The sequence below is a fragment of the Variovorax endophyticus genome, from assembly GCF_025376855.1.
In the GTDB taxonomy this organism is placed as follows: Bacteria; Pseudomonadota; Gammaproteobacteria; order Burkholderiales; family Burkholderiaceae_C; genus Variovorax.
In genome coordinates, this window is record NZ_JAHUTH010000020.1 from 101,218 (window position 1) to 127,887 (window position 26,670).

The 26,670-nt window shown below is 65.7% G+C and carries 35 protein-coding genes; 4 read left to right on the plus strand and 31 right to left on the minus strand.

The features are described 5' to 3' along the window. Window positions 1-15 precede the first annotated feature (15 nt). The 7 genes from KV106_RS24635 to KV106_RS24665 form a co-directional block, all read right to left on the minus strand. Window positions 16-2,067: a replication endonuclease gene (locus tag KV106_RS24635; RefSeq protein ID WP_261212977.1), complete on the minus strand. Its 2,052-nt coding sequence runs from the start codon at window positions 2,065-2,067 to the stop codon at window positions 16-18. 8 nt (window positions 2,068-2,075) lie between these two features. Then, the gene (locus KV106_RS24640; protein WP_261212979.1) at window positions 2,076-2,441 is read right to left on the minus strand and encodes a hypothetical protein; all 366 of its coding nucleotides are present in this window, start codon (window positions 2,439-2,441) and stop codon (window positions 2,076-2,078) included. Between the two features lie 3 nt (window positions 2,442-2,444). Continuing rightward, a complete protein-coding gene (locus KV106_RS24645) occupies window positions 2,445-3,065 on the minus strand; it encodes a hypothetical protein (RefSeq protein ID WP_261212981.1) in 621 nt (206 codons plus the stop codon). A gap of 107 nt (window positions 3,066-3,172) precedes the next feature. Then, entirely contained in the window at window positions 3,173-3,568 is a 396-nt protein-coding gene (locus KV106_RS40010) for an Ogr/Delta-like zinc finger protein (RefSeq protein ID WP_314733650.1), read from the minus strand. Next, window positions 3,565-3,774 (minus strand): hypothetical protein, encoded by a 210-nt coding sequence (locus KV106_RS24655; RefSeq protein ID WP_261212982.1) that lies wholly within the window; start codon window positions 3,772-3,774, stop codon window positions 3,565-3,567. Before KV106_RS24655 ends, KV106_RS40010 begins: the two co-directional genes overlap by 4 nt. A 46-nt stretch (window positions 3,775-3,820) precedes the next feature. Then, entirely contained in the window at window positions 3,821-4,036 is a 216-nt protein-coding gene (locus tag KV106_RS24660; protein WP_261212985.1) for a hypothetical protein, read from the minus strand. A 47-nt stretch (window positions 4,037-4,083) separates the two neighbouring features. After that, a complete protein-coding gene (locus KV106_RS24665) occupies window positions 4,084-4,311 on the minus strand; it encodes a hypothetical protein (protein WP_261212988.1) in 228 nt (75 codons plus the stop codon). On the opposite strand from KV106_RS24665, the gene KV106_RS24670 reads away from it, so the two are divergent. From KV106_RS24670 to KV106_RS24680, 3 genes are all read left to right on the plus strand, one after another. Beyond that, a complete protein-coding gene (locus KV106_RS24670) occupies window positions 4,303-4,860 on the plus strand; it encodes a helix-turn-helix domain-containing protein (RefSeq protein ID WP_261212991.1) in 558 nt (185 codons plus the stop codon). The genes KV106_RS24665 and KV106_RS24670 overlap by 9 nt on opposite strands. Window positions 4,861-4,949: 89 nt before the next feature. After that, window positions 4,950-5,852, plus strand: a complete 903-nt coding sequence (locus KV106_RS24675; protein WP_261212992.1) for a WYL domain-containing protein — start codon at window positions 4,950-4,952, stop codon at window positions 5,850-5,852. A 72-nt stretch (window positions 5,853-5,924) separates the two neighbouring features. Continuing rightward, window positions 5,925-6,668, plus strand: coding sequence for a hypothetical protein (locus KV106_RS24680; protein WP_261212994.1), 744 nt, complete (start codon window positions 5,925-5,927; stop codon window positions 6,666-6,668). A 168-nt stretch (window positions 6,669-6,836) separates the two neighbouring features. On the opposite strand, the gene KV106_RS24685 is transcribed toward KV106_RS24680, so the two are convergent. The 9 genes from KV106_RS24685 to KV106_RS24725 are packed head-to-tail and all read right to left on the minus strand — an operon-like array spanning window position 6,837 to window position 15,391. After that, the gene (locus KV106_RS24685) at window positions 6,837-7,985 is read right to left on the minus strand and encodes a contractile injection system protein, VgrG/Pvc8 family (RefSeq protein WP_261212996.1); all 1,149 of its coding nucleotides are present in this window, start codon (window positions 7,983-7,985) and stop codon (window positions 6,837-6,839) included. 4 nt (window positions 7,986-7,989) lie between these two features. Then, on the minus strand, window positions 7,990-8,475 hold the full coding sequence (locus tag KV106_RS24690; protein ID WP_261212998.1) for a phage tail protein: 486 nt from the start codon (window positions 8,473-8,475) through the stop codon (window positions 7,990-7,992). 8 nt (window positions 8,476-8,483) lie between these two features. Then, window positions 8,484-11,147, minus strand: coding sequence for a phage tail tape measure protein (locus KV106_RS24695; RefSeq protein WP_261213000.1), 2,664 nt, complete (start codon window positions 11,145-11,147; stop codon window positions 8,484-8,486). Between the two features lie 19 nt (window positions 11,148-11,166). Then, window positions 11,167-11,292, minus strand: coding sequence for a GpE family phage tail protein (locus KV106_RS24700; RefSeq protein ID WP_261213003.1), 126 nt, complete (start codon window positions 11,290-11,292; stop codon window positions 11,167-11,169). Between the two features lie 8 nt (window positions 11,293-11,300). After that, window positions 11,301-11,717 carry a phage tail assembly protein gene (locus tag KV106_RS24705; RefSeq protein ID WP_261213004.1) on the minus strand — a complete coding sequence of 139 codons (417 nt, stop codon included), beginning with the start codon at window positions 11,715-11,717 and terminating at the stop codon, window positions 11,301-11,303. 56 nt (window positions 11,718-11,773) lie between these two features. Beyond that, window positions 11,774-12,295: a phage major tail tube protein gene (locus KV106_RS24710; RefSeq protein WP_261213006.1), complete on the minus strand. Its 522-nt coding sequence runs from the start codon at window positions 12,293-12,295 to the stop codon at window positions 11,774-11,776. 33 nt (window positions 12,296-12,328) lie between these two features. After that, window positions 12,329-13,525 (minus strand): phage tail sheath subtilisin-like domain-containing protein, encoded by a 1,197-nt coding sequence (locus tag KV106_RS24715; RefSeq protein ID WP_261213007.1) that lies wholly within the window; start codon window positions 13,523-13,525, stop codon window positions 12,329-12,331. Window positions 13,526-13,532: 7 nt separating this feature from the next. Further along, window positions 13,533-13,916, minus strand: a complete 384-nt coding sequence (locus KV106_RS24720; RefSeq protein WP_261213008.1) for a phage tail protein — start codon at window positions 13,914-13,916, stop codon at window positions 13,533-13,535. 2 nt (window positions 13,917-13,918) lie between these two features. Next, window positions 13,919-15,391: a phage tail-collar fiber domain-containing protein gene (locus KV106_RS24725; protein WP_261213010.1), complete on the minus strand. Its 1,473-nt coding sequence runs from the start codon at window positions 15,389-15,391 to the stop codon at window positions 13,919-13,921. A 298-nt stretch (window positions 15,392-15,689) separates the two neighbouring features. Between KV106_RS24725 and KV106_RS24730 the strand changes: the two genes are divergently transcribed. Further along, on the plus strand, window positions 15,690-16,334 hold the full coding sequence (locus tag KV106_RS24730; RefSeq protein WP_261213011.1) for a hypothetical protein: 645 nt from the start codon (window positions 15,690-15,692) through the stop codon (window positions 16,332-16,334). A gap of 20 nt (window positions 16,335-16,354) precedes the next feature. Here the strand turns inward: KV106_RS24730 and KV106_RS24735 are convergent, their stop codons facing one another. From KV106_RS24735 to KV106_RS24805, 15 genes are all read right to left on the minus strand, one after another. Further along, complete coding sequence (locus tag KV106_RS24735) at window positions 16,355-18,283, minus strand: hypothetical protein (protein WP_261213012.1); 1,929 nt, start codon at window positions 18,281-18,283, stop codon at window positions 16,355-16,357. Then, entirely contained in the window at window positions 18,280-18,966 is a 687-nt protein-coding gene (locus tag KV106_RS24740; protein WP_261213013.1) for a phage tail protein I, read from the minus strand. Before KV106_RS24740 ends, KV106_RS24735 begins: the two co-directional genes overlap by 4 nt. After that, entirely contained in the window at window positions 18,963-19,862 is a 900-nt protein-coding gene (locus KV106_RS24745) for a baseplate assembly protein (RefSeq protein ID WP_261213015.1), read from the minus strand. Before KV106_RS24745 ends, KV106_RS24740 begins: the two co-directional genes overlap by 4 nt. A gap of 8 nt (window positions 19,863-19,870) precedes the next feature. Then, window positions 19,871-20,194 (minus strand): GPW/gp25 family protein, encoded by a 324-nt coding sequence (locus KV106_RS24750; protein WP_261213017.1) that lies wholly within the window; start codon window positions 20,192-20,194, stop codon window positions 19,871-19,873. Between the two features lie 5 nt (window positions 20,195-20,199). After that, window positions 20,200-20,973 (minus strand): phage baseplate assembly protein V, encoded by a 774-nt coding sequence (locus KV106_RS24755; protein WP_261213019.1) that lies wholly within the window; start codon window positions 20,971-20,973, stop codon window positions 20,200-20,202. A 99-nt stretch (window positions 20,974-21,072) separates the two neighbouring features. Further along, window positions 21,073-21,570, minus strand: a complete 498-nt coding sequence (locus tag KV106_RS24760) for a phage virion morphogenesis protein (protein WP_314733651.1) — start codon at window positions 21,568-21,570, stop codon at window positions 21,073-21,075. After that, window positions 21,540-22,025, minus strand: coding sequence for a phage tail protein (locus KV106_RS24765; RefSeq protein ID WP_261213022.1), 486 nt, complete (start codon window positions 22,023-22,025; stop codon window positions 21,540-21,542). The genes KV106_RS24760 and KV106_RS24765 overlap by 31 nt, the downstream gene beginning before the upstream one ends. A gap of 3 nt (window positions 22,026-22,028) precedes the next feature. Further along, the gene (locus KV106_RS24770; protein WP_261213024.1) at window positions 22,029-22,562 is read right to left on the minus strand and encodes a hypothetical protein; all 534 of its coding nucleotides are present in this window, start codon (window positions 22,560-22,562) and stop codon (window positions 22,029-22,031) included. After that, on the minus strand, window positions 22,559-23,191 hold the full coding sequence (locus KV106_RS24775; protein ID WP_261213026.1) for a glycoside hydrolase family 19 protein: 633 nt from the start codon (window positions 23,189-23,191) through the stop codon (window positions 22,559-22,561). The genes KV106_RS24770 and KV106_RS24775 overlap by 4 nt, the downstream gene beginning before the upstream one ends. Further along, entirely contained in the window at window positions 23,188-23,415 is a 228-nt protein-coding gene (locus KV106_RS24780) for a DUF7940 domain-containing protein (RefSeq protein WP_261213028.1), read from the minus strand. The genes KV106_RS24775 and KV106_RS24780 overlap by 4 nt, the downstream gene beginning before the upstream one ends. Beyond that, window positions 23,412-23,762 (minus strand): hypothetical protein, encoded by a 351-nt coding sequence (locus tag KV106_RS24785; RefSeq protein WP_261213029.1) that lies wholly within the window; start codon window positions 23,760-23,762, stop codon window positions 23,412-23,414. The genes KV106_RS24780 and KV106_RS24785 overlap by 4 nt, the downstream gene beginning before the upstream one ends. A 3-nt stretch (window positions 23,763-23,765) precedes the next feature. Beyond that, entirely contained in the window at window positions 23,766-23,978 is a 213-nt protein-coding gene (locus tag KV106_RS24790; protein ID WP_261213031.1) for a tail protein X, read from the minus strand. Window positions 23,979-23,980: 2 nt separating this feature from the next. Beyond that, window positions 23,981-24,478: a head completion/stabilization protein gene (locus tag KV106_RS24795; protein WP_261213033.1), complete on the minus strand. Its 498-nt coding sequence runs from the start codon at window positions 24,476-24,478 to the stop codon at window positions 23,981-23,983. Between the two features lie 113 nt (window positions 24,479-24,591). Then, window positions 24,592-25,521: a phage terminase small subunit gene (gene gpM, locus KV106_RS24800; RefSeq protein ID WP_261213035.1), complete on the minus strand. Its 930-nt coding sequence runs from the start codon at window positions 25,519-25,521 to the stop codon at window positions 24,592-24,594. 94 nt (window positions 25,522-25,615) lie between these two features. Further along, window positions 25,616-26,635 (minus strand): phage major capsid protein, P2 family, encoded by a 1,020-nt coding sequence (locus KV106_RS24805; RefSeq protein ID WP_261213036.1) that lies wholly within the window; start codon window positions 26,633-26,635, stop codon window positions 25,616-25,618. Window positions 26,636-26,670 lie beyond the last annotated feature (35 nt).

A 26,670-nucleotide genomic window follows, 5' to 3' on the forward strand; every position in this document is an offset into this window, starting at 1 on the left:
AGCTGGTGGGGGGATTCATTGGCCGCCGGCGCCCAGCTCGCTCATGTGCGGAGCGAAGGCCTTCATGCGCGCGAGCAGCGCGTCGAGGCTGTTGGCGGTGCTGGCCACGGGTGCGGCGGGCGTGATCTGGACGCACCGAGGCATGCGGAACGTGGTGCGCTCGCCTTCGATGTCGTGAATCTGCTCGGCCGGTGCCGGCGTGGTGGGCTTCGGCGGCTCGGGGGCCTCGATTTCGAGGGTGTCGAAGGCCTCGGGCCAAGCCTCGCCGCCGCGCATCAGCAGTTTTTGCGGCTCGCCCGTGAGGCGGACCGTACAGTTATTGAAACGAGTCCAAGGGCGGCCCAGCGCTTCGCGCTGGCCCTTGTCCTGCGCGGCTTCGCCGGCGCAGGAAAGCCACGCCTGCCGGCGGCTCACGAGCCAGTGCCCGACGCGCGTTTCGACGCCGACGACAGCCTTGCGGTCGATGGTCTCGCCGTAGCAGTTCGTGCTGCCCTCGGTCACACGAACCGCGGCGCGCAGCATCCAGTCGCGGCGCTTGCGACACATGCCGCCTTGCGCGCGCACGTAGCCCTCCCATGAGGCTTGGATCGCGCCTTGCTTGTGGCAGGCCCACCATGCTTTGATGGCCGCGCTGTCGCCGAAGTCGAGGCGCAGCTGCGCGTGTTCGATCTGGTCCTTGGTGATGCGCCGCATTTCGCGCCACACCGTCACGCTCGGCTGGCCGATCGCTTGAAACTGACGGATGCCCCAGGTGCTGGCCCAGGCGTCGACGCGCTGCCAGCCTTTGAACTCGCGGGTGTCCATCACGTGCTCGAAGCCGTCGATGGTGTCGGTGTGCTGACCGACGCCAGCGTCGCCGCCGTCCTCGGCGCCGATGTTCTTGGCCACGTACTTCGCGACGTAGCCGGCGGCGCCGCCGCGTGTCATCGCGATGAACTTGCAGCGGTTGCGCACGGCGCCGGGCTCATCCCCCGCATCGCTCAGCCAGTAGCCGCTGATGATGTCTTTCGCGAGCTGCGCATCCTCGGGCGTGTGGAACCACAGCAGCGCATGCCAGTGCGGGCACCCGTCGTGATGCGGCTCGGCCACGCGGAAGCCATAGGCGGCCACGCCCTTGCGTGCCATCTTGGCGCGGGCCTTGGCCCACATGCCGCACAGCCACTGCTGTGCGTCGCGCGGCGACTCGCCCTCGTACTTGCCGTTGCGTGTCGGCTTGGCCCAGCGCGACTTTCCGCCCGACAGCACGGCGTGAAAGCGGCTTGGACACGTCAGCGTCAAGAAGAGACCGTGATGCCCGTTGGCATCGGCGAATTCCTCGCAGCCGCGAATGCGCGTCATCAGCTCGCCGCGGCGGATGTCGCGGTTGCTGGGCGACAGGGCCGCCAGCTCGGCCAAGCTGTAGACCTGGCCGGCTTCGTTGCGCATCTTCACGCGGGCCAGCAGTTCGGCATTGCGCTTGTTCTGGTCGACGCGGCGTCGGCACGCTTCGTCACTCGCATAGCCGCCGTTCTTGTGATGGACGACGGCGAGCTTGATGGCCGCGTGCTCCACAGTGCGCGCGACCTTGCGGCGCAGCGCGCGCCGCCACCACTGTTCGTTGAGGCCGCGGGCGATCAGACCCTCGGGCGTCTTCGCGTTGGGCTTGTCGACGCCGAGGCGCTCGCAGTAGTCGAGCACCACGTCGAGCCGGTCCTGCAGGCTCATTGGCATCGAGTGCCCGTTGAGCATGTCGTCGATGGTGCTTGCGCAGCGGCGGGCGCGGGCGCAGACCTCGGAATCGCCGACGGCCCAATGGAGGATGTCTTTGTGCTCGTGCTCGAAAGCACGCATCGCGTCGACACGCGCGAGGTTCCAGCTCAGCCAGTCGCCGCCGATGGCGCGTACGGTCGGCTTGAGCGGCATGATGAGATCGAAGGCCGGCGCCCACTGCGGCGGCAGTCCGCCGCGTAGTCGCGCGTCCATCCCCCGCGCCACTTTCGCAACGTGCTGGTCGTGCGGGAGGCTGGACCTCTTCCGCATCCAGAAGACCGGATCGGGCTTGGTGTGGCGGGTGACGACGACGCGCATGGTGTGGCCTACAAGGTCAGCGCGAAGACCGTGCGCAGCTCGCTCTGCAGCTCGCGGATGGCGTCGCTGACGGCAGTGCGTTCAAGAGGCGGCAGCTCGCGCCATGCGCGCTTGACGGCCACGCGGATGCCGTCGACGTCGTAGCCGGCCCAGAAGAGCAGCATTGCGCGCGAGCGCTCGGAGATACCCTCCCACTCGCGTTCTGCGGCGACGATGTTTCTGGCGCTGCATGTGCCGCGCGCGAACTCTTCTCGCAGCTCTGCGAGACGCGCGGCGTGCCTGGCATAGAAGGGGTTCGGCTTGCCATCGGGGATGTAGACGATTGGCTCGGGTGGACCGCTGGGCGCTGGGTGCTCTGGTGGCTCGGCGGGCATGCGTCAGGGAGCGCAGGCGGCACGCGCGTCGCCGGCAAGGCCCGCATTCAGCGGCGTGCCGGTGTCCTGCGCCGGGTGCTTCCCATGCGTGGCGGCTGTGATGTGGCCGGCCTCGATCGCCTCAGCGACCCACTCGCGCAGGCATGTCGTTTCCACTGCCCGACGGCCACGCATGAAGACCAGTTGATCCCGCGTGATCGGGCTTCCCTCAGCCCTGACGTGCACGATGCGCCAGCCGGCGCGCAACAGCGCGTTGGCCACGGCGTTCTGCACGGCGGGATTGCGGTAGCTGATGAAGCCGTCGTGTGTCTTCAGGACCACGGGCTGCACGCCGTTGCGGCTGTACTCTTCCGCCGCTCCATAGCGGCCGTACCCGGTGGTCAGGGCGTTGACGTCGATGTCTGCACCGTCGGCCTTGGCGGCGCGGACGATCGGGTCCAGGTCGGCCAGCTTGTCGGCCACGCGGCGGATCTCGGCCAGCCGGTGCGCATGGCGCGTGTGCTCCTGCAGCAGCACGCGATCGAGCAGCGGCAGGCGCTCCGATTCCTCGCGGGTGATCTTCGGCAGCGTCGGCACCTTGATGCGCTCAGTGGCGGGGCTATAGCGGCGGGCGTTGGTGGACATGACAGCGACTCCAGGGCGAAAAAGGCGTGAGAAGGGCCGCACGCCTTGAAAAAGGCGCGTGGCGGTTGCGTGGTGGGGGCAGGCGCGCCGAGGGGCGCGGGACTAGATCAGTCCGGCGGGGCCGCCGGCATGGCGCTGCCGGTGCCCCAGTCGCTGATGGGCGTGTGCAGGTTCGCGAGGTACGCGGCTTCGTCGTCGGCGACGTTGCCTTCGTCCGCCAGCTGCAGAGCCAACTGGCCGCGCTTGATGTGGCGCGAGAGCGGCAGCGAAACGTCTGCCGCGGGGATGCTGGAGAGCACCAGCACGCGCTGGAATTCGAGCGTTGCGACCCCCGTGAACCCGCATGCCCAGTTGCGGCAGCGATAGGTGATCTCGCGCATGGTCTTGCTCATGGCGCGGCTGTCGACGGCGACGCAGCGCGTGCCGCAGTGCGGGCACTCGATGGTGATCCGCATGTAGCGGTTGCTGGCGTCGGCCGCCTGATCGTGATCGCATGCGGTCATTTCGACTTCCCCCCTGATGCGACCAAGCGCGGGCCGCGGCGGCGGCCGGTGATGTTCTCGACGCCCTTGCGCAAACGCGCCTTGGCGAGCCAGACGACGGTGTCCGCGATGGTGTCCAGACCCTTGGCACGACGCACCCGGTCGAGCATCGCGTGCTCGGCGTCGTTAAGGTCGATCTGGTGACACGTCATCTTTTTGTCTGCCATTCGGCGGTGTTGCGGCAGGCTCTGCGCCTCGATTTGGCGACTGGCTTTAACCCGCGGCGCGGGGCAGACTCACGGAGCCGTCAGCCATCGGCTCGCGGCTCACTCCGAGCAGTTCTTCTGCCTGACGGAGCGCCAACTCGCGAACGAGCGTGGTCGGCTGCTCGCCCAGGTAGTTGGCCAGCGCGCGCAGTAGCTTTTCCTCGTAGTCGTCGAAACGCACGGTGAGACGCTTGTCGCGGAGGCGCTTGTTGTCGGGGTACATCGTTGAAATTCCTTCGGGCAAAGGAGGTGTGTGGCTGGTGGTGCGGGTTAGGCGGTAGCGGCGCCGGTGCGGGCGCGCTCGGCTTCGTACTGGTCGAGGCCCTTGAGGTAGACGAGGCGCGCGAAGTTGCCGAGGGATCGGCCTTCCTGCGCGGCGTACTGCTGGGTGCGCTCTTTTTCGGCAGGGGCCAGACGCATGGCGATCGGCGCTTCGTTGACGAGGCGGTTTTCCGGAGCTAGCTGCGGGCGACCACGGCGGCGGGCGGTGTGAGCCATGCGTTTAATATCCCGAACGGTTTAATGTGTGTGCGCGGCGGAATTTACACCCACGAAACCGCATGTGTCAAACGATTTGTGCGGTTTCGTGTGGGTTCCGATGCGATTTCGTGTGTGCAGTGGGTGCCCGAGGTGCGCGGGCGTTGGGGGCGGATGCCTGATTTTTCTGAACGCTTGAAAGCCGAGCGCGACCGGCTGCGGCTTTCTCAGGCCGCGATGGCGAAGGCTGGCGGTGTTGGCTTGAACTCACAGTCCAACTATGAGAACGGCCACCGCTCGCCGGATGCCGCCTATCTGGAGCGCATCGCTGCGCTCGGCGTCGATGTCGCCTATCTGGTGACGGGAGTCCGAGCCCGGCGTGCCAGGGCTTCCGTTGAAGCTGGCCAGCAGGATGGTGACGCGGCGGGGGAAACCGTGATGCGCGAAGTGACTCGCGAAGAAGCTGCGCTTTTGGACAACTACGGCGCGGCCGATGAACGAGGACGCGCAGCTGCGCGCAGCGTTCTTGATGCGCTCGCGCAACCGCAGCCGAAGAGGGCCAACGGGTAGTTGGGGGTGGGCGGTCACAACGCTCGTGCGTTGGGTGCTGATAACGATGAGGGATGCCGCACCCGACGCGGCGGATTAGGGACTGCCGAATGCGAACCGCTTGGGCGCTGACGTTCTTGCTTGTGACGGTCGCAGGTTGCACCTGGGGTTGGCGTCGCACCCGTGCAGCGCTTTCTCGGCGCGGCTGGCGCTCGCTTCCTGCCCATTTCCTCGCTGCCGCGTCGGGGGGCGTTGCCGCTGCACTTGCGTTGCTGACGTTGGCCATGGGAGCCGCGGAGGGGATAGCGCTCGTCGATCGGCTTGCCTTCCTCTTCGCCGTCCTCGTGGTGCTCTTCGCGTACTGGCGAGTGACGGCGCACGAATTCCCGACGAGCCTAAAGAAGGCCCCAGCCGTGCCGGACGAAGTCGCCAAGCGGGCAGCTCCGCCTCTTCCTCTAGCCGCTGCGCCGCAACAGAAGCCCAAGGACCGTTCAGCGGAAAACACCGTCGCATTCGCTTATCGCAAGTCGGACGGTTCCGAGGGTCGCCGGACCGTTCGAGTCGAGCGTCACGGCTTCGAAGGTCACGATGAGTACGTCGAAGGTCATTGCAGCGAGGCGCGTGCGTCTCGAACCTTCCGCTTGGACAGAATTCAGGGGCAGGTGACGATCATGGCCACCGGCGAGCTGGTTTCTCCAGCAGAGATGTATCGACGCCTCGGTCGCCCGGCAAGGTCGCTTGAGGTCAGCAGCTTTGTTGCTGAGCAAGAAGAAGCTGGCCGCGTGCGTCGGCCCGGTTGGCAGACTTCGATTTTCTTCGCAGGCTTCGGCGCGAACCAGTATGCCGAACTCGCGGAATTGGCTGAAGCTGCAGACATGGATGTCCGCGTCAGGATCAGTCGCACGGTCGACTACGTGGTGACCGGAAATTTGGCAGGCCGACAGCAGCTTGCGCAGGCCGAGGCGCACGGCATCGCGGTTATTGATGAGGCCGCGTTCAGAGGCATGGTTTGATTGCCGATCAAGTCTTGTTTAATAAATCGGCAAAAGGACGAATTTTGTATTTCTTAATAAGAAAATCATCATATGCACTTCAAGGGCTTTGAGACCAGTTTTAGCTTGCTTCAGGCCTACGAGCGTCTTGCGCTCGAATACAAGCAAAAACAGAAGCCGCACGATCCCATTAGCGAAGGCGGGAAAGTCCGACTCTCTCAGAATTATGGAAACTACAGATACTCTTTGGCATTGCTGAATCTCAACGCTTCAATTGTCGAAGGTGCTTTGCGAAGCGCCTTGTCTGAGAAGATTTGGGATGAAGTTGAAGAGCAGGTTAAATTGGGAATATCACAAGGGCGGACTAGTAAAGGGCCGATGGAGATTTTGCTTTTCCGATTTCAAATGGAAGTAGACGGTCAAGGAGGCTGGACAAAGCTGAAGGAGCAGTACGCACTCTGGGCAAATGTAGAGTTTGACAAACAAATCTCGCCGGCACCGAGAGAAGCAGTTGAAGTGCTATTTGTATTGCGTAACGTTCTTGCGCACGGCGGGGCTCTCCTTCATCCTACAGAAGCAGTGCCTGACGATGTTAAGGATGATGCTGTTGCAGCGTGGTATCGAAAGCTTCAGCGTGCCCGCGTCTATCTGGAAAAAGTGTTCGGGCATGATGATGTCTTTAAGAATCTTTCTGAATATTCTGTCCCCGAACATTTTCTTGAGCAATCCAAACTGTATTTAAAAGAAGTGCAGCCCCTCGCTCAAATCACTCCTTTTCGCGGGAAGCAGACTTGGGATGGACTTATGGATTATCATTTCGGCTATAGCAGCCTCTAATTTTGCGCCCATGCTTATCGGCATGGGAACACTACGCCGACGGAGGAGAGCCGCAGAGTGCGACCTCATTGCCGGGCGGATTTCGCACCTCATTACGCTTCTGGCCGTGCGCTGTGAGCCACAACTCTGATGGTCCGATTGACCTTGGCTTGAAAAAAGTTTTACTTTTCATTCTTCCCCAGCACCTTCCTGGCCTTCGACCCCTTCGGCCTGCTCGGTCTCCAGCGTGATCTGGCTTGCATAGCCGCCGCCGTCGAGCGTGTGTCGCATGCAGGTGATGATCCACGGCGTTGCGTCGATCTGCGGCTTGTAGCCGGCTACCCGCACGGGCCGCTGCGGCGTGAGATCCGCCCGGCCATAGGCGAGCGTGATCTCGAAAGCGAAGATGCCGCGCTGAATGCGCAGCCATTCGGCACGCGCTGCGGCGAGCGCATCCTCGCGGCTCGCGAACGTCGTGCGCAGTTCCTTGGCGCGCCCGCTGATGCCGGCCACGACCGCGCTGCGGTTTCCCGTCTTGATGTTGGTGTACATGGCGCGCACGCCGCTGTACGAATCGCGATCGGCGCGGCTCCATCGGTGTTGGTCGCCGTCGACGCGGACGATGGTGACCGGCGGCAGCTGCTTGCCGCTCGGCGTGCGCGCGGCGCGCGCCTGGCTGAAGAGCAGCTTTCCGCTCTTCACGGTGCAGATGCAATCGTAGGTCTGCGCGAGACGGCGCAGGAACGACGCATCGGACTCGCTGAGCTGGTCGGCATGCTTGACCTTGCGGGCCGCGACCGCCTTGTCGATCGATGCCTCGATGCCGTTGCGCTTGGCCACGCTCGTGACGATCGCGCCGACGGTGGTGTCATGCCAGGACTGATCGCGCAGGCCGCGCAACGTGTCCAGCAGGTTCGCTGCGCGGGCGCGGATGGTGATCGTGTCCGGCGTGCCGGTGTATTCGACGGCCTGCACGGTGTATCGCCCCTTGTCGACGAGACCGATAGGGAAGCCCAGTTCATCGGTAGAGAGCTGGCGGTAGGGCGCCGCGGCCGGCTCAGCGCGCCAGCCGATCGCGACTTCGACGGTGTCGCCGGTGTCGGGCAGCTGCACGGCGCCGTCATGGTCGCTGACGACGAGTTCGATCTCGTCGGCATCGTTGGCCCGGTCATCGGTGATGTGCAGGCTGACGAATCGCGGCCTGATGCGGTCGGACACGTTCGCGCCGTTGACCGAGATCCGCCAGATAGGCGTGAGGTGCGCCGCGGGGCGCGCGCCGCTGTTGCCGCTGGCGGCGACCGAAAGCAGAGTGCCGGCGATGGTGTCGACGTCGGACATGGCCTCAGCCGCCGCTCACGCCCAGCGACTGGCCCAGCGTGCCGGCCGCGTCCTGCAGGATGGCCCCCAGGTCACCCATGGCGTCCGAGATCATCTGCTGCGCGGTTTCCTCGGCGTCTTGGTCGACGCGCTGCAGGGTGACCGTGAACTCGATGCGCCGCGCTTCGCCGTTGGGGTAGAAAAGCGTTTTCGTCTCCTGCAGCTCGGTGATGACGAACGCGCCATAGATGGTGCCGGTCCCCTCGACCAGCACCCAGGCCGCGCCCTGGTCCGCCATGAGGCGCAGCACGGACAGGCTGGCCGGGATGCCTGCGAACTCGGGCAGCACGACGCCATTGAGCGTGATGACGTCGTCGCCGGGCCCGAGGTACTGCGTTGCATTGCGCGCACCCACGAGCGCCTGCGACGCGTGCTTCCAGCTGCTGCGGCGCTGCAGCTCCTGATAGCTGAGCGTGTCGAGCGAGAAGACGAAGAGTCCCAAACAGAGCATGGCGGCGATCAGTTGTCGTAGTCGATGAAGGCGCCCCGCATGCGGGCGCGCTTGTCGGCGTCGCGCTTGTCCAGCTCGGCGCGGATGGCGCGGGCCAGGCCTTGCGCGTCGGCACCTGGCACGGCATTGATGTGAATCGTGATGGTGTCGCCCTGCACCACGATGCTTGCGCCGGAACGGCCGCCGGCTGCTGCTGCCAGGGGCGGGCGATTGTCAAAGCCGCCAACCTCGAGCGGGAACGCGCCGGCCATCGCAGGCATCCCGATGGTCGTGGCTCCAGCGAGGCCCAGCGCCGCGGCGCGGAGCATCGGCAGGGATCGATCGATGCCGATGGCCGCCCCCTCGACGATGTTGCCGCCGGCTTCCATGAAGACGCGCGAGGGGCTGCGGATGCCAAGCTTTTCCTTGAACCATCCGAGCGTGGATTCCGCGGCGCCGCTGATCGCGTCGCGCACTGCGCCGAGCGCGCCGGTGATGCCGTTTACCAGCCCCTGCATTACCTGTGCGCCGAACGTCGTGAACTTGTCCGGCAGCTCGATGCCGAACCACCGCATCACCTCGGCGAAGGCGCGATAGAACAGGCCGAGCGGCGACCAGTTGAGGATCGCGGCGCCGATGGTCGACAGTGCCGCCGGCATCGACCTGCCGAGGTACTGCCAGAAGTTCGCGAACGCGATCTTCGCGCGGTCCCACAGGCCGACGAAAAAGCCGCTGATCGGGCCCCAATATTTGTAGATCAAGAATGCCGCGGTGGCGATGCCGGTAACGGCCAGGCCGATCGGGTTCATGAGCAGCGCGCGACCGACCCACAGGACGCCGGTGGCCACGAAGCCGAGAGCGCGCCCGAGCAGCGTGAGCAGCGGCGCCAACGGCGCAGCCTTGATGCCGAACAGGCCCAGGCCATAGCGGATGACGGCGAAGGGCCCGAGAAGCGCCGCGGCGCCCAGGCTGACCGCGCCGAACCCCGCGGCCAGCAGACCCAGCCACAGCACGGCCTTGCCCATGTAGGAGGCAAGGATCGGGTTCTCGCGTGCGAAGTTGGTGATGCCCTGCATGGCGCTGGTCACGGTCTCGATCAGGCTCAGGTATGTCGGAAGAATCGCGCGCCCAGCCTCCTGCATGGCATCGTGGAAGCGAGCCATTGTTTCGACCTCGCGACCGCTGACCGTTGGTCGCGCCCTCGCGTCGAGCTGATCGATGCCGAACGCGCCAGCGTTGAGCTTGGCGTTCTTGTGGATCTGCTCGCGCATCTGAAACATCATCCCGAACAAGCCCGAGGCCGTCCGGTTGCTGAAGATGCCGCCGATGGCGTCGAGGACTTCTTTCTCTCCGGTGATGCCCTTGGCCGCGAGGGTCGGCAGCAGCACCTTTTCCATCCATTCGAACTGACTCTTTTGGAACAGCTCGGCGCCCTTGATCGCGCCGACGCCCAGCTGGGCGATCTGTCCTGCCTTGTCGTGCGTGACCTTCGACGGGTCGGCGATCAGCCCGAGCGATTCCATGAGGTTGGCCGCGCGCTTCGTCGTCTTGCCCTGGTAGACGTTCTGGTAGGCCGACATCGTCGCCGTACCGACGCGGTTGCCGCCCATGGCCTGCACAAGCGGCTCAAGCTGGTAGTACATCGCATCGTCGCGCAGCCCCCGCGCGGCCAGGCCGCCGGTCTTGAGAAAGTCGAGCCACTGCGTGGAGTCGACGCGCCCACCGGTGGCCGTGATGACGCGTTGGACCATGTCGGCTTGCTTGATGAAGTCGGCCTCGCTGTTCAGGCCGTTGCGCGCCTCGATGACCTTCAGCATGTCCATGAACTTGGCTTCGTTCTCCTGCCCGTTCTCGGCGCCAAAGACGGCGGTGTTGGCGAACTTCATCTTTGCCAGCGTGGGCATCACCATTTCGGCATGGTGCACGTCGGCGAATGCCGTGGTGGCGTCCAGCATCAACCCCATGTTGTCATTCATGCTGGTGCCGAAAGTCTTCATGCGCTTCGCGTACTCGATCGCGCGCTCGGTGTCCTCGGGCTTGAGCCCGAGCGCCGCGATGCGCGTGGTCGTGGTGTCGTACTGGCGCACCTGGTGCAGCGGCTCGGTGACGGCGCGGCGGATGCCATAGGCGGTGCCGAGGCCCGCGGCGCCCGCCATGGCCAGATTGCCCGCGACCGCGCGCGTCTTGCCGAAGGTCTCGCGCATCTGCGCCTTCCTGCCGGTGACGTTGGCCAGCGCTTCGAGGCGGGCTTTCTGCTGCGCGATGGTCGTGTTGGTCGACGCGATCTCGCTGCGCAGGCGGGTCTGGTCGGCGGTGAGGTTTCGGATGCCGCTGGCGCTGGCGGCCGAGCGCAGCTGCAGCAGCGCGGTGCGCTGCTTGTCGTAGGCCGCGGTTGCCTTCGCGACCTGGCCTTGAAGCGCGCGCGCCTGGTCGCTGTTGGCGCCATAGGTGCGTGTGACGCTGGCCAGGTTAGTCTGCAGCACCTTCAGGCCGGTGCTCTGCTTGGCCAGCTCTCCCTGGTACTTGCGGATGCCGTCGATTTGCGAGAGCTGCCCGTTGAGCAGCTTGAGCGCGTCGCGCGATTGCTTCAGGCCTGCGGCCGCGGCGCGGCTCTGCTTGTCGAGCGGCTTGAGGTCTGCCGCGGCCTTGGCGGCCCCGGCCAAGATCAGCTTGAGGGTAAGGGGGGACGCCATGGCGATAGTGCGGTGTGGTTCAGTCGTCGTGCTTGCTGGGGGCGTAGCGTCGGCGCGCGCCCTCGCGCCGCTCCATCAGCTCGGACAGGCTCATGCTGTCCATGTCGACCGGCCGCCAGTGGAAGACGAACGACAGGTCATCCATGGCGTCTTCTACGTGGTCGACAAGACCGCGTCCCGGACGGACCTCTTGAGCAAAAAACTGATGACGACGCCCCCAGCCTCGGAGAGGTCGGCCGGGTCGAGCTGCGCGCACTCGGGCGGCGTGAGGCTCGGCGACGTGATGCGCGGCAGCAGCTTGAGGATCTCGTCGGCGTCGGCCTGATGCAGGCGCTGCAGCGACAGGCCGCGCAGCTCGCCGGCGTTGGGCTTGCGCAGAGTGATCTCGGCGATGACGGTGTTGCCGCGCTGGATGGGCACGTCGAGCGTGATCGTGTTGGGCACGCTGGCCACGGACGCCGGGGCGGCCGCGGCCGCCGTGTGCGAGTGCGCTCCCTCGCCGTTGTCCAGGTGGATGGGGTGGGTGTGGGCGCCGGCGGCAGCGACGGAGTGGGCGTGATCGTGGTTCATGGCAAAGCCTCAGTGAAAGGATGGGGGCGATGGGCGGGGAGCGGCGGTGCTCCGCGTCAGAGCGAGACGCCGAGGCCGATGGCCAGGCGGATGGCGGCGTAGACGTCGACGCCGCCGGTCTTGAACACCATGCCGGGCACGTCGATTTCCAGCAGCTCGGCGCCGTCGACGGTGAGCTTGTAGTAGCTCAGCGCGACCTTGAAGTCGTGGTCGTTGTCGTCGCCGGCTTTGGCTTCGTTGGGGTTCCATTCGGTCATCCGGCCGCGGGCGATGACCTCGACGGCGCTGACGACGCCGGTGGCGTCTTCCTGATACGCGCCGGCGAAGCGGAAGACGTTGCCGCCGACCGTCTGGCTTCCGAGCATCGTGATGAGCTGCGGTTTCAGGCCACCGGCCTTGATGCCCAGCTCCATCTTTTCATGGCCGAGATCGACCTCGACGGGGCCATGCATGCCACCGGCGCGGTATTCCTCCATCTTCTTCGTGATGGTCGGCAGCGTGACGCTCGGGATCTCCCCGACCCACGACTCGCCGTCGCCGAACAGGGCGAAATTCTTGAGTTTCTTGGGCATGCCCATGGTGTGCTCCTATGCGAAGTGCGGTGCGGTCGATCAGGCGGCCTGCACGGCCGCGGCGAAGTTGGCGAGAAAGTCGTCGGTGATGGTCTGGTTGAACCCCAGGTCTTCCAGCGGCGGGACCGGCGTGTAGCGGTAGCTGATGCGCAGCCGGCCCTGGGCCAGCTCCTCCTTCGGGTTGAGGTCCGGATTGAGGAACGCTTCGAAGCCGATCAGGTAGCCGCCGGTGACCAGGTCGCGGCCCTTGGCGTTGATGTTGGCCAGCATGTCCTTGACCAGGCTCGGATGCATCGGCTTGTCCACGAACGTGAAATGCGCTTCCGCCATCGTGTCGGCCAGCACCTGGGCCGTGCGGGTGTAGTTCTCGAAAAAGAACTTGCCGCCCTGGGCTTCGGTCGTGCGGTTGCCCCAGAAGCGATAGCCGCTGCGGTTGACGATCGTGGTGACCTCGAGCGCGTTCAGGTAGGTGGTGTCGCTGCTCGGGCTCTGCAGGTCGAAGAAGACGTCGGCGGTGATGCCCTGCGGTCCGTTGACGACGATGTTGGACAGGGTCTTGTGCCAGCCGATCTGCTGGTCGATCTTCGCGCGCAGGCCGAGCGCATAGGCCGTGGCCGGCACCGCGTCGGGCTCGTTCGTCTCGATGTTCCACGCGAGGAAGTTGGGCCAGATGACCATCAGCTCACGCTTGCCAAACTTCGCGCGGTAGGTCGTGGCTTCTTCCTTCGAGGTGGCGTAGGCCATGCCGTCGGCCTTGCGCGCGGCCACGTAGCCGAAGCCGCGCAGCTGCTCGGCGACGACGCCGATCTCGACTGCGACGGCCTCGGTGTCGAGCCCGGGCGCGCCGATGATGCGCGGTTTGACGCCCAGCTGGCCCTGCGCGGCCAGTAGCGCCTGCAGGCCCGTCTTCTGGCCGCCGGCGGTGGTCGTGCCGATGACGTTGGTGGTCGTGGCCGCGGCGTCGGCGCCGGGCTCGACCCGCACGACGATGGTGAGGGCCTGGGCCTGCTGGCTGATCGCCTTGAGCGCCTGTGCCAGCGTGCCCGTGGCGCCGGCCTTGCCCACGCTGCCGCCCGGGTTGGTCAGCAGCACGGGCGTGTTGAGGGGGAAGGCCTCGGCATCGGCCGCCGGCGCGGTGGCGACGATGCCGATGATGGCCGTGGACACGACGCGGATCGTCGCGCCGCCTTCGTTGACCTCGAAGACGCGTACACCGTGGTGGTATTCGGTAGACATGGGAAAGCTACTCCTGTGGGGAAGTGGTGGCGTTGATGAGGGCCGCGACGTCGGGATTGGCGGCGATGAATGCGGCGAGCTTTTCGGCAGCGGTCGGCGCGGCCGTGATCGTGGCGGCAGGACGCGCGACGAGTTCCCACGTGTGGCCGTCGTGGCGCGGCCATTTATCCGCCGGCCATCTCACAACGCAGGTAAAGAAGCCACTGTCGTTACGGGTGACGGTCATCCACTCTTCCGGCATGGGATCGATGACCGCCCCGCTCGGGACGTGATAGATGCCCTGGCCGCGCTCGGCGATGGATTCGAGCGCGGGCACGACGTCGATGAACAAGCCCGCGCCGTTGAGCTGGAACGCGGGTACGCGGTCGGCGGGGTCGAAGGTGTCGGGCATAGTCAGAGGGCGCGGATGATGGGCACGTAGGCGCGGGTGTTGGGACGCGCGTGGGCTTCGCCGGACGGGTTGGCCGTGGCCGTGTGCTTGTGCAGGCCATTCGGGGATGCGGTGGCTTCGTGTCCGTGATCGCCCGCTTCGGTGGTTCCCGAACTGACGATGCCGGCGCCGGCGCCGAGGGTGGCGGGGAACGGGAGCGGCCCGCCCGTCGCGTTGTAGAAGACGCTCGACGTGTTGAGCTGGTGCGAGTGCCTGCCGCCCGCTCTTACCGTGACCGGGTGGTCGTGCGATCCGGCGTTCTCCATCGTCACGCTGTGCCAGTGCGTCTTGTTCTGGCTGTCGATCCTGATGCCCAGCGCCATGGCGGGGTCGAGCCCGCGTCCCATGTCCGCGCCGCCGTCGAAGTGGCCACGGTCATCGGGGAGGTTGAAGGTGGTGAAGCCGTCCCCAGCGCCGTACAGAGTGCCCAGCACAGCGAACAGCACTGGGTAGGCCGTGCGGCTGATGGCGGCACCGTTGCGAATGAGCCATCCGGTGGGCAGATTGGCCGATGGCCAGTGCGCAGGCATGCCGATAGGCCCGGCGCGGTCGGACTCTTCTTTGCTGTAGACGCCAAGATTGCTGCGCGCTGTTGCGGCGTTCTCGATGTCCGAAAGGTTCTTGCTGCGCAGCAACGGATCGGGCGCGTTGCCGGTGGGCTCGTTCTGCGCGGCAATCAGCTTGGTGCCGGCGGGGTAGCTAGTGGCGAGCGTCAGACGACTGGCAATCGTCGGGTGCTTGGTCCACTCATCCGCGCGCAGGCGCACGCCGTCGATGTACAGGGCCAGCCCGCGCGTGGTGGTCACTGTGAGGTCGACGACCGTCTGATCCGTGGCAAGGGTCTGCGTTTCCTCGACCGTGTCGACGGTGACGTTGATGGCGTCGATGTCTTCCCAGTGCGCGTCGCCATCGGCGTTGCTGACCTTCGTCAGCACCTGGCCGGTGGTTCCGCCAGGGAACACGTTCCCACCGTTGACGTAGTTGAAGACCCAGCTCTGGGTGGCGATGGTTACGTTCGGATCAAGCTGCAGCACGACGGTATCGGCGTTGCCAGGCTGGAAGGCAATGCGGATGGTGAAGTCGCTGGCCGTACCTTCGCTGGGAAGAGGCTTGTAGCTGTCGGGGAGGTTGCAGACGGTGAACAGCGCGCCGGTGCTGTCGATCAACCCGCCCTCGCGAATAGTCCACCCGCCAACGGCGGCTGGCACGATGGCTTCTGCGATGTAGAGAGTAGCGTCGCCGGGGTCTTTGTAGACCCGGTTGATGTCGCCGCGCCAACGCTCGCGCACCAGCGCTGTCATTTCCACGTCCGGCGTCATTGGGTTGCCGCCGCCGTCGCCGATGACCAAGGCCATCAGTTCGATCTGCGATCCGGTCGCAATGGCACGCGCTGTTTCGCGCAGTCCGTGCGTGGTGTGGATGCTGGTGAACGCCATGCATCCACTGTGCCGGCGATCCCTCGCGTGCGCGAGCACGGCAAGCCGTGGAGGTGACGGGGACGGCCGGAGCTTAGATCAGGCGGTTGGCCTTAGATCCTGGAGGTCGTTCAATCGACGGCTCAGAACACTCACCTGTCCGCGCGAGAGTGACGCTCGAATCGGAGTAGGCAACGGGTCCGACCTATGATGCGTCGAAAGAACTTTGAGGCAATTCATGGCTCTCGTACCCGCTTCTTGCCCCCACTGCGGCCTTTCATTCCACGCCCCGAATTTCATCGGAGGATCGGGCTCCGGAGTGACGATAAAGGGATCCACGACGACGTGCCCCCGATGTGGTCTTCAAGCCGACATCCAGGATGGCGACTACTCCCTTGAGAACGATGTCCTCGAGTACCTTTCGGGACCGGGCGTTACTTTCGATGCTCTGCGTGCGGCTGCTGAGATCGTTCGCAGTTCCCAGGCAGCCGGCGAATCCCCTGAACGCACGATTGAACGTGCGGCCGTCGCGATACCAGCGCTCTCCAAACTCAAAGGAAAAGCGCGGTCGACGGTTGCTTGGATCGCACTGACAGCTCTGGCCTATCTCGGCGGTAAGTTTGCGGACAAATGGGTGGACCCGCTTGTCAAGCCTCCTGAGATGAAGCCCGCCGAGCTGCAGGCGATCGTGAAAGACGCTCTTGAGCAGGCGCTGAAGCAACGCGCTGACGCTGCTGCCAAAGCAGGCATCGTTGACCCATCACCCTCGGCGGCGCCTTCACCGCCCGCCCCAAGGGACGGCGAAGTAGGCGCGCCACGCTTCCCGAAGTCGATGGAAAAGTTGCAGCGCCAGATGCGCGAGCGCTATTCCAACCAGCGCGTGCAACGGCCGTTGAAGCGCGAAGAGCGCAATCGCGACCCAGGTAGCGGCCCCGACGATGCTCAGGAGCCCAAGAAGCAGTAGCCAACGAACTCGCGGTTCCATCAGATCATCACTCCGGCCCCTCGCAGTTTGGCGAGCAGTGAGTTGAAGTCTGCCTTTAGCGTCGCGACATCTGTCGCCGTGCTGTCGGTCTGGTTTGTGAGGCGAAGGCCGACCTTCTCCCATTGACCTTTTTGATAAACCGCCTGATAAGAGTTGTAGCCCCACGCGCCGCCGTGGATGTTGAGCGGGTCATCGCCGCCAAACCCGTTGTTGGCGAAGTTCACGACCATCCCCGTTGAAGGGCTTGCGGGCGTCGTTCTGGATACGCTTGCAACCCACGGGCGTGTGTCAATGTTCTTCCCATAGAGGGGATGCGACCCGGGGTACTCGATGTAATAGCTACCAGTGAGCTGGACCGGGCCAGCCCCTGCTGTCATGTTGGGGCCTACGTACAAGGCATTGCCGCCGTGAGAACCCCAGTTGTCGCCGGCAACGTCGCATGCACCCGTGGCGTCGGTTGACAACATGTTGTAAGCGACCGTGGAAAAGGTGTCCACAGGAAGAACCAGTTTGTTCGTTCGCGAGAAGACGCGGCAACCCAGGGCTGTCTCATCTTCGGTCGTGATCCAGTGGCTCATTGTGCTCAGATACACGTGGCACGAAATTGCCGTAACCGAGCTGTTGGCCGCCATCGACACGCAGCGATTGCCGACTCCGCCAACGACTTCACCCTCAAAGTAGGTGCCGAAGAAACCGATCTTGGACCCGCCCCGCACCGCGCATCCATAGCCGGACGAGAATCCTTCGATAGAGCCTCCCATCATGCTCATGGTCGAGCCGTTGGCCAGGTAAAGACACCCTACGGGCGCCTTCCGAATCGAGAGACCGGCCGTGAACACGTTGTAGCAGTTGTCAAGATAGACACCGAGAGCAGCCGGGTACTCAATCCGTGTGTTCACCCACTTGTTGTAGTAGCCGCGGGTGATCTTCACGCCCGCCTGGATCAACACGCCCTCTGTGAATAGCGAGGCGTCGGTCAAATTGATGCCGTAGGCCTGTGTGCCGATCCCGTACGAGAGAAAGCAGAGGTTCTGCAAGCGAAGGTTGTACGACCCAACAATCCCGGCATTGGCGACGTTCGAGAAAAGGAGAGTGGATCGCCCCTCAAATGCCGGGGAGTTGGCATTCCGAGCGTCGAAGCCGATCAAGGTGCACACCTTGGAAAGCGTGAGCTTGGACAGGCAACGGATCTTCCCGTTGATCGCGATTGCCTGATTCACGTCGGCCGCGTTGTGGGCCGCCTGTAGAGCTGCGGAGCTGTCGTTGACACCTGTCACGTCGGCTCCGAACCACGAGATATCAAGCGCGCCGCTGTACTGGCGCTTCCAGCGGCGCCCATTCGCATCGACGATGATCGTTCCGCCGTTGTCGGCGCTGGTCATATCGCTCTGATCTCGCCAAAAGGTGCCCGCCACCCCCGGCGTCGTTATGCGGACTCCGGCCGCGCGACCGCCGTAGGCGCGCAGCGCCGTGTAGCTCTGCAGCGGCAGGGCGTTGTCGAAGATGCTCTGCGCTTCGGCTGCGGTGAAAGCCATCATTGGCAAGGTGGCAGCTTGCGCGAGTTGCTGCGCATCGAAATTCGGGATCATCCATCCCCCGCCCAAGCGGACGTGCTCCGTTGGCACGCCATTCACCAGAATGACGCAACGATCCCCGTCGGCACTTGGCGCGCCGCTACGCGGTTTGTTTGTCGGGGGTGTGTTGTACACGCCCGGATAGATGCGGTCGTCGATCGCGGTGACTGTTCCGGCGGCCGTTTCGTCAGCCGTGACGGCCGCAATGACCCTCAGTTCGTCGGAGAGCTTGCGCAGGTTCGGCATCGAACCGGCTTCAGTTTCGATATCTCCAACAGGTGCATTCAAGAACGCGTGGAATTTGTCCACGGCTTGTCCGAAGGGCACAACTTTGCCGTCGAGGGGGGATGTCATAGGTCAGATGGAATGGTGAGTTTGGCGGGCATCTCGCGCAGGATGGTCTGCATCTGATCAGCCGCATCTGCCGTCGTGGCGTATCCGTTGACTGCACCGTCGACGAGAAAATCGAGGGCGCTCAATCCGTCCTCGTAGGTCGGCGTTCCATCGCTGACTCTGGCTTCCACTCCTGCGAGCGCGACCGACGCCGGACGCGGTCCGCCGGTGGTTCGAACCGTGATGTCAACACCATCGAGGTGCGAGCGCGTGTTCTTGTATTGATGAACGACGCGCCGCAGCTGCGCAATCTGAGCAGCGCTGAATCCGACTTGCTCGGCTTCCACGTGGACGCGAAATGTGTAAGGAGCACCGAAGGGAGCCTGCTGGAACCACTCCTGCACGCGGGCAGGCAATCCGACCGCCGCGAGGGCGCTCTGTACGCCGCCCGGCGTGCCCTTCGTGCGTTTGACCTCCAGCGCCTGGGAAATCACCTGTCGTTTGGTTTCGGTGGTCCACGTTTCATCCCACTCATCGACGGCGTAGGCAAATGCGAGCCACGGCAGAAGGTTTGCTGGACAGGTGATGGGGTTCCATACGTCGCGCAGGGGCGTTGGCGTGGTGGAGATCCGCGCGTCAGCTGCGGCGACCGCACGCTCAAGCGCCGAGGCATTGCTGGGAAGCAGCGTGACGGTGCCGGTCATGACTCGACCGCCGTCGTGATGTCGATGTCGGTGCAGTACGCCGCTTGTCCAATGCTCATCATGATGTCGCTGGCCGGCGTCAGGAGCACGGCGCGGAGCACACCGGGCTGATGCAACGCGCGGTAGTTTCCGCTGATGCTCGGGTCCGCATCGAGCCGGTGCACGCTGTCTGCATAGGCTTGCGTCGCGTCCAAGGCCGCTTGGTGGACCACAGCGGCGTCGCTGCCGCGGTCGACGATCAGCTCGGCGCTTACGGTGTAGTGCACCACGCTGGCCGACAGTACGCTGACGTTGTCAGTCAGCGGCCGAACCGTCTGCCTGGACAAGGCGGAGCGCACCAGTCCGAGCACTTCTTCGCTGGCCGTGCCATCGCCCTCACGCGAGAGGACGTAGACCACGACGGACCCTGGCGTCGGGCTGTCGACGGACACATCCCGTACCTGGCCGCTGGCCGACAGCGCGTGATACTGGTACGCGGCATCGCTCCCGGCCGTGGTGAAGGCCTCCAGGCGGAGCAGGATGCGTCGCCTGAATTCCGCGTTCGATTCCATGACGGCCGCGACCGGCGGCAGGGCGTTGTCGTCAGCCGGCGTGACCACGAGTCGCACGACGCCCCAGTTGGCGCCGAGGTTGTCAAGGTCGGTGCCGACAGCATGGGCGAGCATCACGGCGCGCGCCGCGTCGTTGACCCGCTGACGAAGCAGCAGCTCGCGATAGGTGCTGACCTGCAGCAGCTTATTCAGCGGTTCGGATTCCAGCGACAGCACCGTCTGGATAGACGCGCGCTGGTCTTCCGGCAGCGCGTCGACCAGCTCCTGCTTGCGGACCGTGAGCAGCGCCTCGAAATCCAGCGGCTCGATGATATTGGGCGCAGGGATCTGCGAGAGGTCGATCATGCGCGGCTCTAGATGGTGACAGTGGAGTTGACCGCGGCGCCGCTGTGCAGATCGCGGCGCGCGATGGCGATGACGCAGCGGCCCTGCGCGTTGAAACTCGTGGTGATGCGTTGCACGCGAGTGCGCGGCTCCCATTTCATGATGGCCTGCGCCGTGGCCGCGATGAGCCGCAGCCGGTTCGCCTCGGTCGCAGGGTGGTCGACCAGTTGCGGCAGATAGCTGCCATAGGTGCGGCGCATCAGCCGATCGCCTATCGACGTGGTGAGGATGTCGCCGATGGACTGCGAAATGTGGTCGCGCAGCGCGATCGAGCGGCCCGTGGCGCGGGACATGCCGGTCATACGACGGGGACCCCGCTGATGTTCTCGCCCGCCTCGACGCCGCTGGTGCGGTGCGTCTTGAGGCTGATCTCGCCGGCCGTGACGTCTTCCTCGGCGTGCATGGTGCTGGTGGTCTCGATCTCGCGCGTGGAGTAGATCGGCAGATTGAGCCGCGCCTCGCCCGTCGATCCTGGCACGCCGCCGGTCCCGAAGCCGGCCAGGCCACCCATGAAGGTCAGCAGGCCCAGGACCGTCATGTTTCCGGTGGTGGTGGTCTGCGGTGCGTCCAGGGTGATCTGCTGCGAGTGGACCGTCGCGCTCTCGCTGGCGGTCACGTCTGCGGTCTTGCAGCGCACGGTGATGGAGTCGGGCACCGTGATGTCGGCCGTGGCGCCCTCGGGCAGATCGACGCGCAGCGCATGGGCGGCGTGGTCGTATTCGACGATGGCCCCGTCGGGGTACTTCGTGACGGTCTTGTTGGGATCGGAGCTGGGCGCGGGATGCGTCGCCGTCGGGAGGCCCGCCAGCACGATGCCGCCCTCGGTCCGCCCGCCGGGCGAGAACAACACCACGCACTCGCCCACGGTCGGCGGATTCCATGTGCCGGTGTCCCCGGCGCGCTGTTCGATGTAGGGCCGCCAGTCCGTGCGGACGCTGTCGGTCAGCTGCACGCGCACCAGCGGCGGCGTCGCGCCGTGGTCGACTTCGGCGATGGAGCCCACGCGCACGATGTTCGCAATCTGGCGCTGCAGGTCGGCGAGCAGTTGATTCGGGTCGACAGGTCCGGGCATGCGTTCACTGTGCCGGACGCCTCGCGCGTGTGCGAGCAGGGCCGCATGTGCGCGCGGCGGGGACTGTCGGTCCATGGTCCGGGCCGCGGCCGGCCGGCTTCACGCGCCGGCGTTGATGTGCTGCAGCAGGATGTCGGTGATGGCGTCGACGTCGGCCTCGGTGAACCCCAGCAGCTCGCGCCGCGGGTAAGTGACGCTCGGGCTGTTTGGCCGGCGCCAATCCACCTTGTCGCGCAGCCCCAGCTGGTGCACGCGCGCGATGCGGGCGCTACGGCCCGCGATCGTCAGGACCGCGCTCGCCGCCGTGGCGGACTTCTTGAGGTGCTTCGCCTGGCGCAGCTTCTCGAACATGGTCCGGCGGATCTTGCCCTTTTTCGCGCGCAGGCGCGGCTTTCTGGGCTCGTAGGCCGAGCCGTCGGGGTTGCGCTGCTCGGCGATGCGCTGCGCATTGCTGCGGCGCATGTAGGTGGCGATCTGCACCATGGCCGCGCGCCGGCGCGGCACCGAAAGCCCGGCCATCAGAGGCGCGGCCCAATGGGCGAGGCGAGAGAGATCGTCCCCCACGATTAGGCCCCGTCGATCGGCACGATGCGCCACTCGGCCGCGAGGTCGACGGCTGTCTCGACTTGGCCGGGCGTCGCGAGCAGCGGCTCGCCGATGTGCCGCGTGGTCAGGCGATTGACGCCGTCGACGGTCTCGCCCATCACGGCCACGCTCTCGCTGAGATCGATCTCGATGCCGATGTCGGCGGTCTTGTGGTCGATGATCTCCGACTCGAAGCGAAAGCCCTTCGTGCGCCGTTCGGGGTTGTCGAACAGGTCGGGCTGGTGCTGCTTGAGCCACGCGACCAGCGGCACGATCAGCACGTCGGTGCTGTCCGCCCAGTCGGTGATGACGATGTTGACCGTGTACCGGTATTCGAACGACAGCGCCGGCGTACCGGTGTGCAGGATGTTCCCGCGCTCGATAAACACCGTCAGCTTTTCCGGGTTGGTGGCCAGATCCGGGCACGCGCGCGCCAGGTGATCGCGCAGCAGTTGCGGCTTCTTCATCGCTCAGCGCTGGCCGGCCCCGTCGTCGCTGGCGCGGCCGAGTAAGGCGCCGTCGGCGCGGATGACGTCGGCCAGGAGTTCGATTCGCTGGTCGCGGTCGACAAGCTCCGCGCGGAGTGATTCAGCCACGAGTCGACCCGCTGCAAGATCTTCGTCGAGTCGGGCCGCATGGCCTGCAAGACGGTGTCGCTCAGCTTCGCCGGCCTCGGACATTGCACGGTAGCCGGCGGCGCGGCTTTCGGCGGCGCGCTGCAGGCGCTCAGCATCAGCGATGCGAGTAGCGCTGTCAGCAGCAGCTGGAGCCCGCGCAGCGTTGAATTTGTCGGTTGCTTGGGTGATGTCGTTCGCATGGCTTCTTTCCTCGGTGCGTGCTTCTTCGGTCTTGCCGGCGGCCTCGATCGCTCGGGTGGCGATGTCGCGATCCCATTCCTGCTGTACCCGCGCGGCGCCGTGGCCATCCCCGATCCAGTACGCAGGCAGGGCGGCACCAGCGGCCACGAGCACCGCGGCGGCCAGGGCGATCAGGGCCGCTCTCATGGCAGCGCCGGCGTAGAGAGCAGCGCCTCGAGCGCGCGGTTGCACCGCTCGGCGCGATCGGTGCGCCCGGCCATCGCTGCGCCGTTGATGGCGCGCGTGATCGTGTCGAGCTGCCAGAGGTCGGCGCGGGCGTTGAGGCCGTTGGCATGCCAGTACCACGCGCCGGCCAGCGTGGCCACGTCGAGATCCGCGACGCGGTCGGGCTGCTGTTCCAGCGGGAGCCCGAGCTTTTCGCCGGCGCGCCGGTATTTGCCGCGGCCGGTGAGCTGCGGCAGGCCTCGCCCGCGGTAGATCCAGCCATCGCCGGACGCTTCGTCCCCGTTGCCGTTGCGGTTGGCGTACACCTTGTTGGCCAGGGCCTTCGGCAGTCGCACGAACGCGCGGGCCTGTTCGACTTGGCGCAGCGCTGAGAACATCTTCGCGATGCGCGTGGGATCGGTGTAGTAGAGGTTTTCTTCCAGGCGGGTGAAACCGCTGGTCTCGTGGCTGTACTGGCCGATGAAGGCCGCCACGCGCCGCGGCGTGTTGATCTCGAAGCGCGCGAAGGCAGCGACCAGATGCGGAAGGATGGCTCGGGCGACCGTAGGGTTGATGCCGGCCGCGATGAGCTGGGGCAAAGCGAGGTTCATGGCGTCGGTGTCCTGTTGATGGATTCCTGCTTGATGAGGCGCGCGGCGATGCAGATGACCGCCAGCAGCCGAATGCACCACTTCGCCGCGGCGGGCAGTTCGTCGAGCCAACCCATTGCGGCGACTGTGTTGTAGATGTCGGGGAAAGCGCCGATGAAAAGGCACACCCGCACGCTGGCCAGTTCCAGCGCCTGGCGCCATTCGGGGATTGGTTTGATGCTCATTTGTTCGATCCCGGTTTGCGGCCAGGGTTGATGCCGAGCGCGTACTCGGCGTTGCCCATGCGGAACTCCATCACCGTCATCTGCGACTGGATCTGATTGAGGTCGGCGAGCTTCTTGTTGACCTCGGCCAGCTGGCTGGCGATGTTGCGCAGCTCGTAGGCCTGCTCGCTCGCGCCCATGGTTCGGGTTTCGAGCGTGCGGATGCGTTCCTCGTGGCGGCTCACGCCGGAATCGACTTTCAACGCCCAGCCGGCCACGAACGTGACGCCCGCGATGACCAAGCCGATGAGGTAGGTGATGGGCACTTTGAGATCCAGCAGCTTGGTCTTCGATGTGGTGTCGGTCATTGGTCAGTCCCAGAGCTGGACGGTCGCGACAAGGGGCGACGTGGTCGGCCGATCGGGCAGGGTGATGCTCTGCCCGAGTGCGAGGACGGGCCCGGCATCGGCTAGGCCCGGGTTGAGCTCATAGACGGCTTCGGTGACGCCTGCCGTAATGCCGAGGTGCCGCAGGCAGAGCATGTCGACGGTGTCGCCCTGGCTGGCGATGACGATGCGCGGCATGGCTAGATCAGCTCCACGCTGACGCGGGTGGTGCCGAGGATGTCGCGCACTGCCCAGGTCGCATCGCGCCGGTATTGCTCGGCTTGGGTCTCGCGCGTTTCCTCCTGATCGTCTTTGCGCGCGCGGCCCGTCGTGTCGTAGTCGCTGTAACGCTCGATCAGGTTTGCTTTGGCGTGGCAGTAGACCGCGCGGCGGAAGCGCTGGACGTGGATCGACTCGCCGTCGACCTGCAGCGCCGGCACCGCGGCCAGCGAGGCCCGGCCTTCGTCCTGCCTGGTCAGCGCCCAGGCCGCGAGAAGCCCGACCGTGGTGGCGACGGCTTCTTGCACCGACGGCAGCAAGCGCTGCGGCGTGATCGCACCGTCGAGCCGCATGGCGTCGCGCAGCGCCGCCAGGTCGATCGTGGGCCACCACGCGCCCGCCGACACGGTGCCGAGCGGCGCCGGGTCATTGGGCGGCGTGGTGCGCACGAGGGGCGGAGCTGCGGCGATGAGGGTCATGGTTGGCTCAACGTGGGGTGTAGGTGGGCGGTGGCCGTGGCGCTTCGTGGTGAAGGGCAGAGCCTTTCACGCTGCGCCACGGGCCGCCCGGCACGCGGGGGTGCTCGGTTGCGCTACTTGCCCGACGCGCGCTTGCGCGCCGCCGAGGCCTTCTTCGCCGCTGGCGTGCCCTTGCGAGCGGCGCCCGGTGGCGGGGTAGCGGGTTGTTCGGTGTCGCGGGCGGCGGGCGCGGCAGCAGCTGGGGCGATCTCGGCCGTTGAGGCCTTGTCCGCCTTCGCGAGCGCGCGCTCGATGCGTTCGATGTCTTTCTTGACGCCGGAATTGCTGTCAAGCTCCAGCGCGCGCTGCAGGCGCGCTGCAGCGACCTGCAGCGCCTCGGGCTCGATCGCCGCGAGGTCGGGATCTTCGGCGGTCTGCACCTTGCCGAGCGCTGCATAGGCGATGGCCTTGTGCAGCTTCGCGCGCGCTTGATCGGGCGCGTCCTGTTCGGCGGTGAGGGCTTCGGCCTCGATCAGCAGGGCCGCGGCCTGCGCGCGTGCCTGGCCGGGCGCGTCGCCAGCCGCGGCGGCTCCGAGCTGGCGAGCGCCGTTGTCGCCGATCTGCACGATCAGCGGCGACCACTGGCCTTTCAGGTAGGCATTGGCCAGTTCGTCGATGACGATCGCGGCCGGGCTGCGCTTGTAGTCGTCGGCCATGGGCATGCGATGCCGGATGACGTAGCCCGCGATCTCCAGGCCGAGGGCGTAGGCGCCGGCGTCGAAGGCCCACACCATGACCGTCGTCAGCACCTGATCCTGCGCGCCGTTTCCGGTGGCCAGCGACGTGCCGATCCAGTCGAAGTATTCGGGCAGCAGTCGCGCCTTCATTTCCGCACGGCGCTCGTGCGATTGGATCTGCGACAGGCGGCCTTTGTCCTGCGAGAGCTTGACGCGCATGAGGCCATAGGCGTCGCCTTGCAGCTCGACGCCGTAGGGGCTGGCGGCTTGGGCCTGTTCTTGCAGGATGCGCGCGCGGTGGCGCTGAGCGGGGCTGAGTGGGCGCATGGTGGTGTGGTGGTCTGGTGATAGAAGAGCGCGGGCCGGGGTGTGGCCCGCGCGACGGCCTTTGTCAGACGTATGTCTGCCTATTGGCCCGGCCTTAGTCGACCAACTCGATGTTTTCCACGAGCGCGGCAAGGCCGTAGTCTTCGACGACATAGGCATCGTTGCTGCTCTCGTAGTTCTCGATCTGGTCGCGCTCGGGGACGTCCTTGATGTTGCGGCGGCGCGCATCGCGCTGCCAGTACAGCGACAGGTTCTTCAGCGTGGTGACCATCACCTTGCCGGCCGGGAAGAACGGAGCCGCGACGGCCTGCAGGCCACCCACGCGCTTCTGGCTGATGACGATGTCCGCCGAGAGCATTTCGGACGGCGCCTGATCCTTGTTGACCAGCGGGAAATACTTGTCGTGCATGAGGCCGCGGCCGAGCACGGCCACGAGGTCGGGCGACTCCTGATGCCAGGCGTCCAGCAGGGTGATCGCGTCGAACACGACGGCATCGAGGTTCGCGTAGTCGCTCGTGGCCTTGTCCGGGCCGACGATGACCTTGTTGGCCTGCTTGCTGCCCTGCGTGACCACGTTGGCAGCCGCGTGCTCGCGCATCTGCTGCAGCCATCCCTTGTTGACGTCCTGCAGCAGCGGGTTCGCGGCGAGGTCGGTGGTCGCGGCGATGCTGACGCCGTTGAAGCCGATGCAGATGCGGTCCAGGGCCTGGCGCCGCATGATCGCGTCACGCACCATGGTCTGGAATTCCGGGAAGCCGGCCCATGCATCGAGCTGCGCGTAGCGCAGGGCCGTGTCGAAGTTCGTTTGAACGCAGCGATATTGGTTGTCGTCGAGGTTCGCGACGTTGCGCGGCTTGCGCGTGCCGTTGCCGGTCGTGTCGGTGCGGCTGGCCACCGGGCCGGTGACGCCGACGCCGACCTTGGCGCCCATCTGCTCGGTCACGCCGATGACGTTGATGCGACTCAGGAACGAACTCGATTCCTGCATCTTCTGTTCCAGGGTCTGCTGCACGCGCGGCACGACGTTGAAACGCTGGGTGACGCTGGCGACGTCGTTGAGGCTGGCCAGCTGGGCGAAATAGGCGTCGATGGCGAGGCGGAGTTCTTTGCGCATGGTGTGTGCTGCCTGTGGTGTGTTGCGGAAGGGAT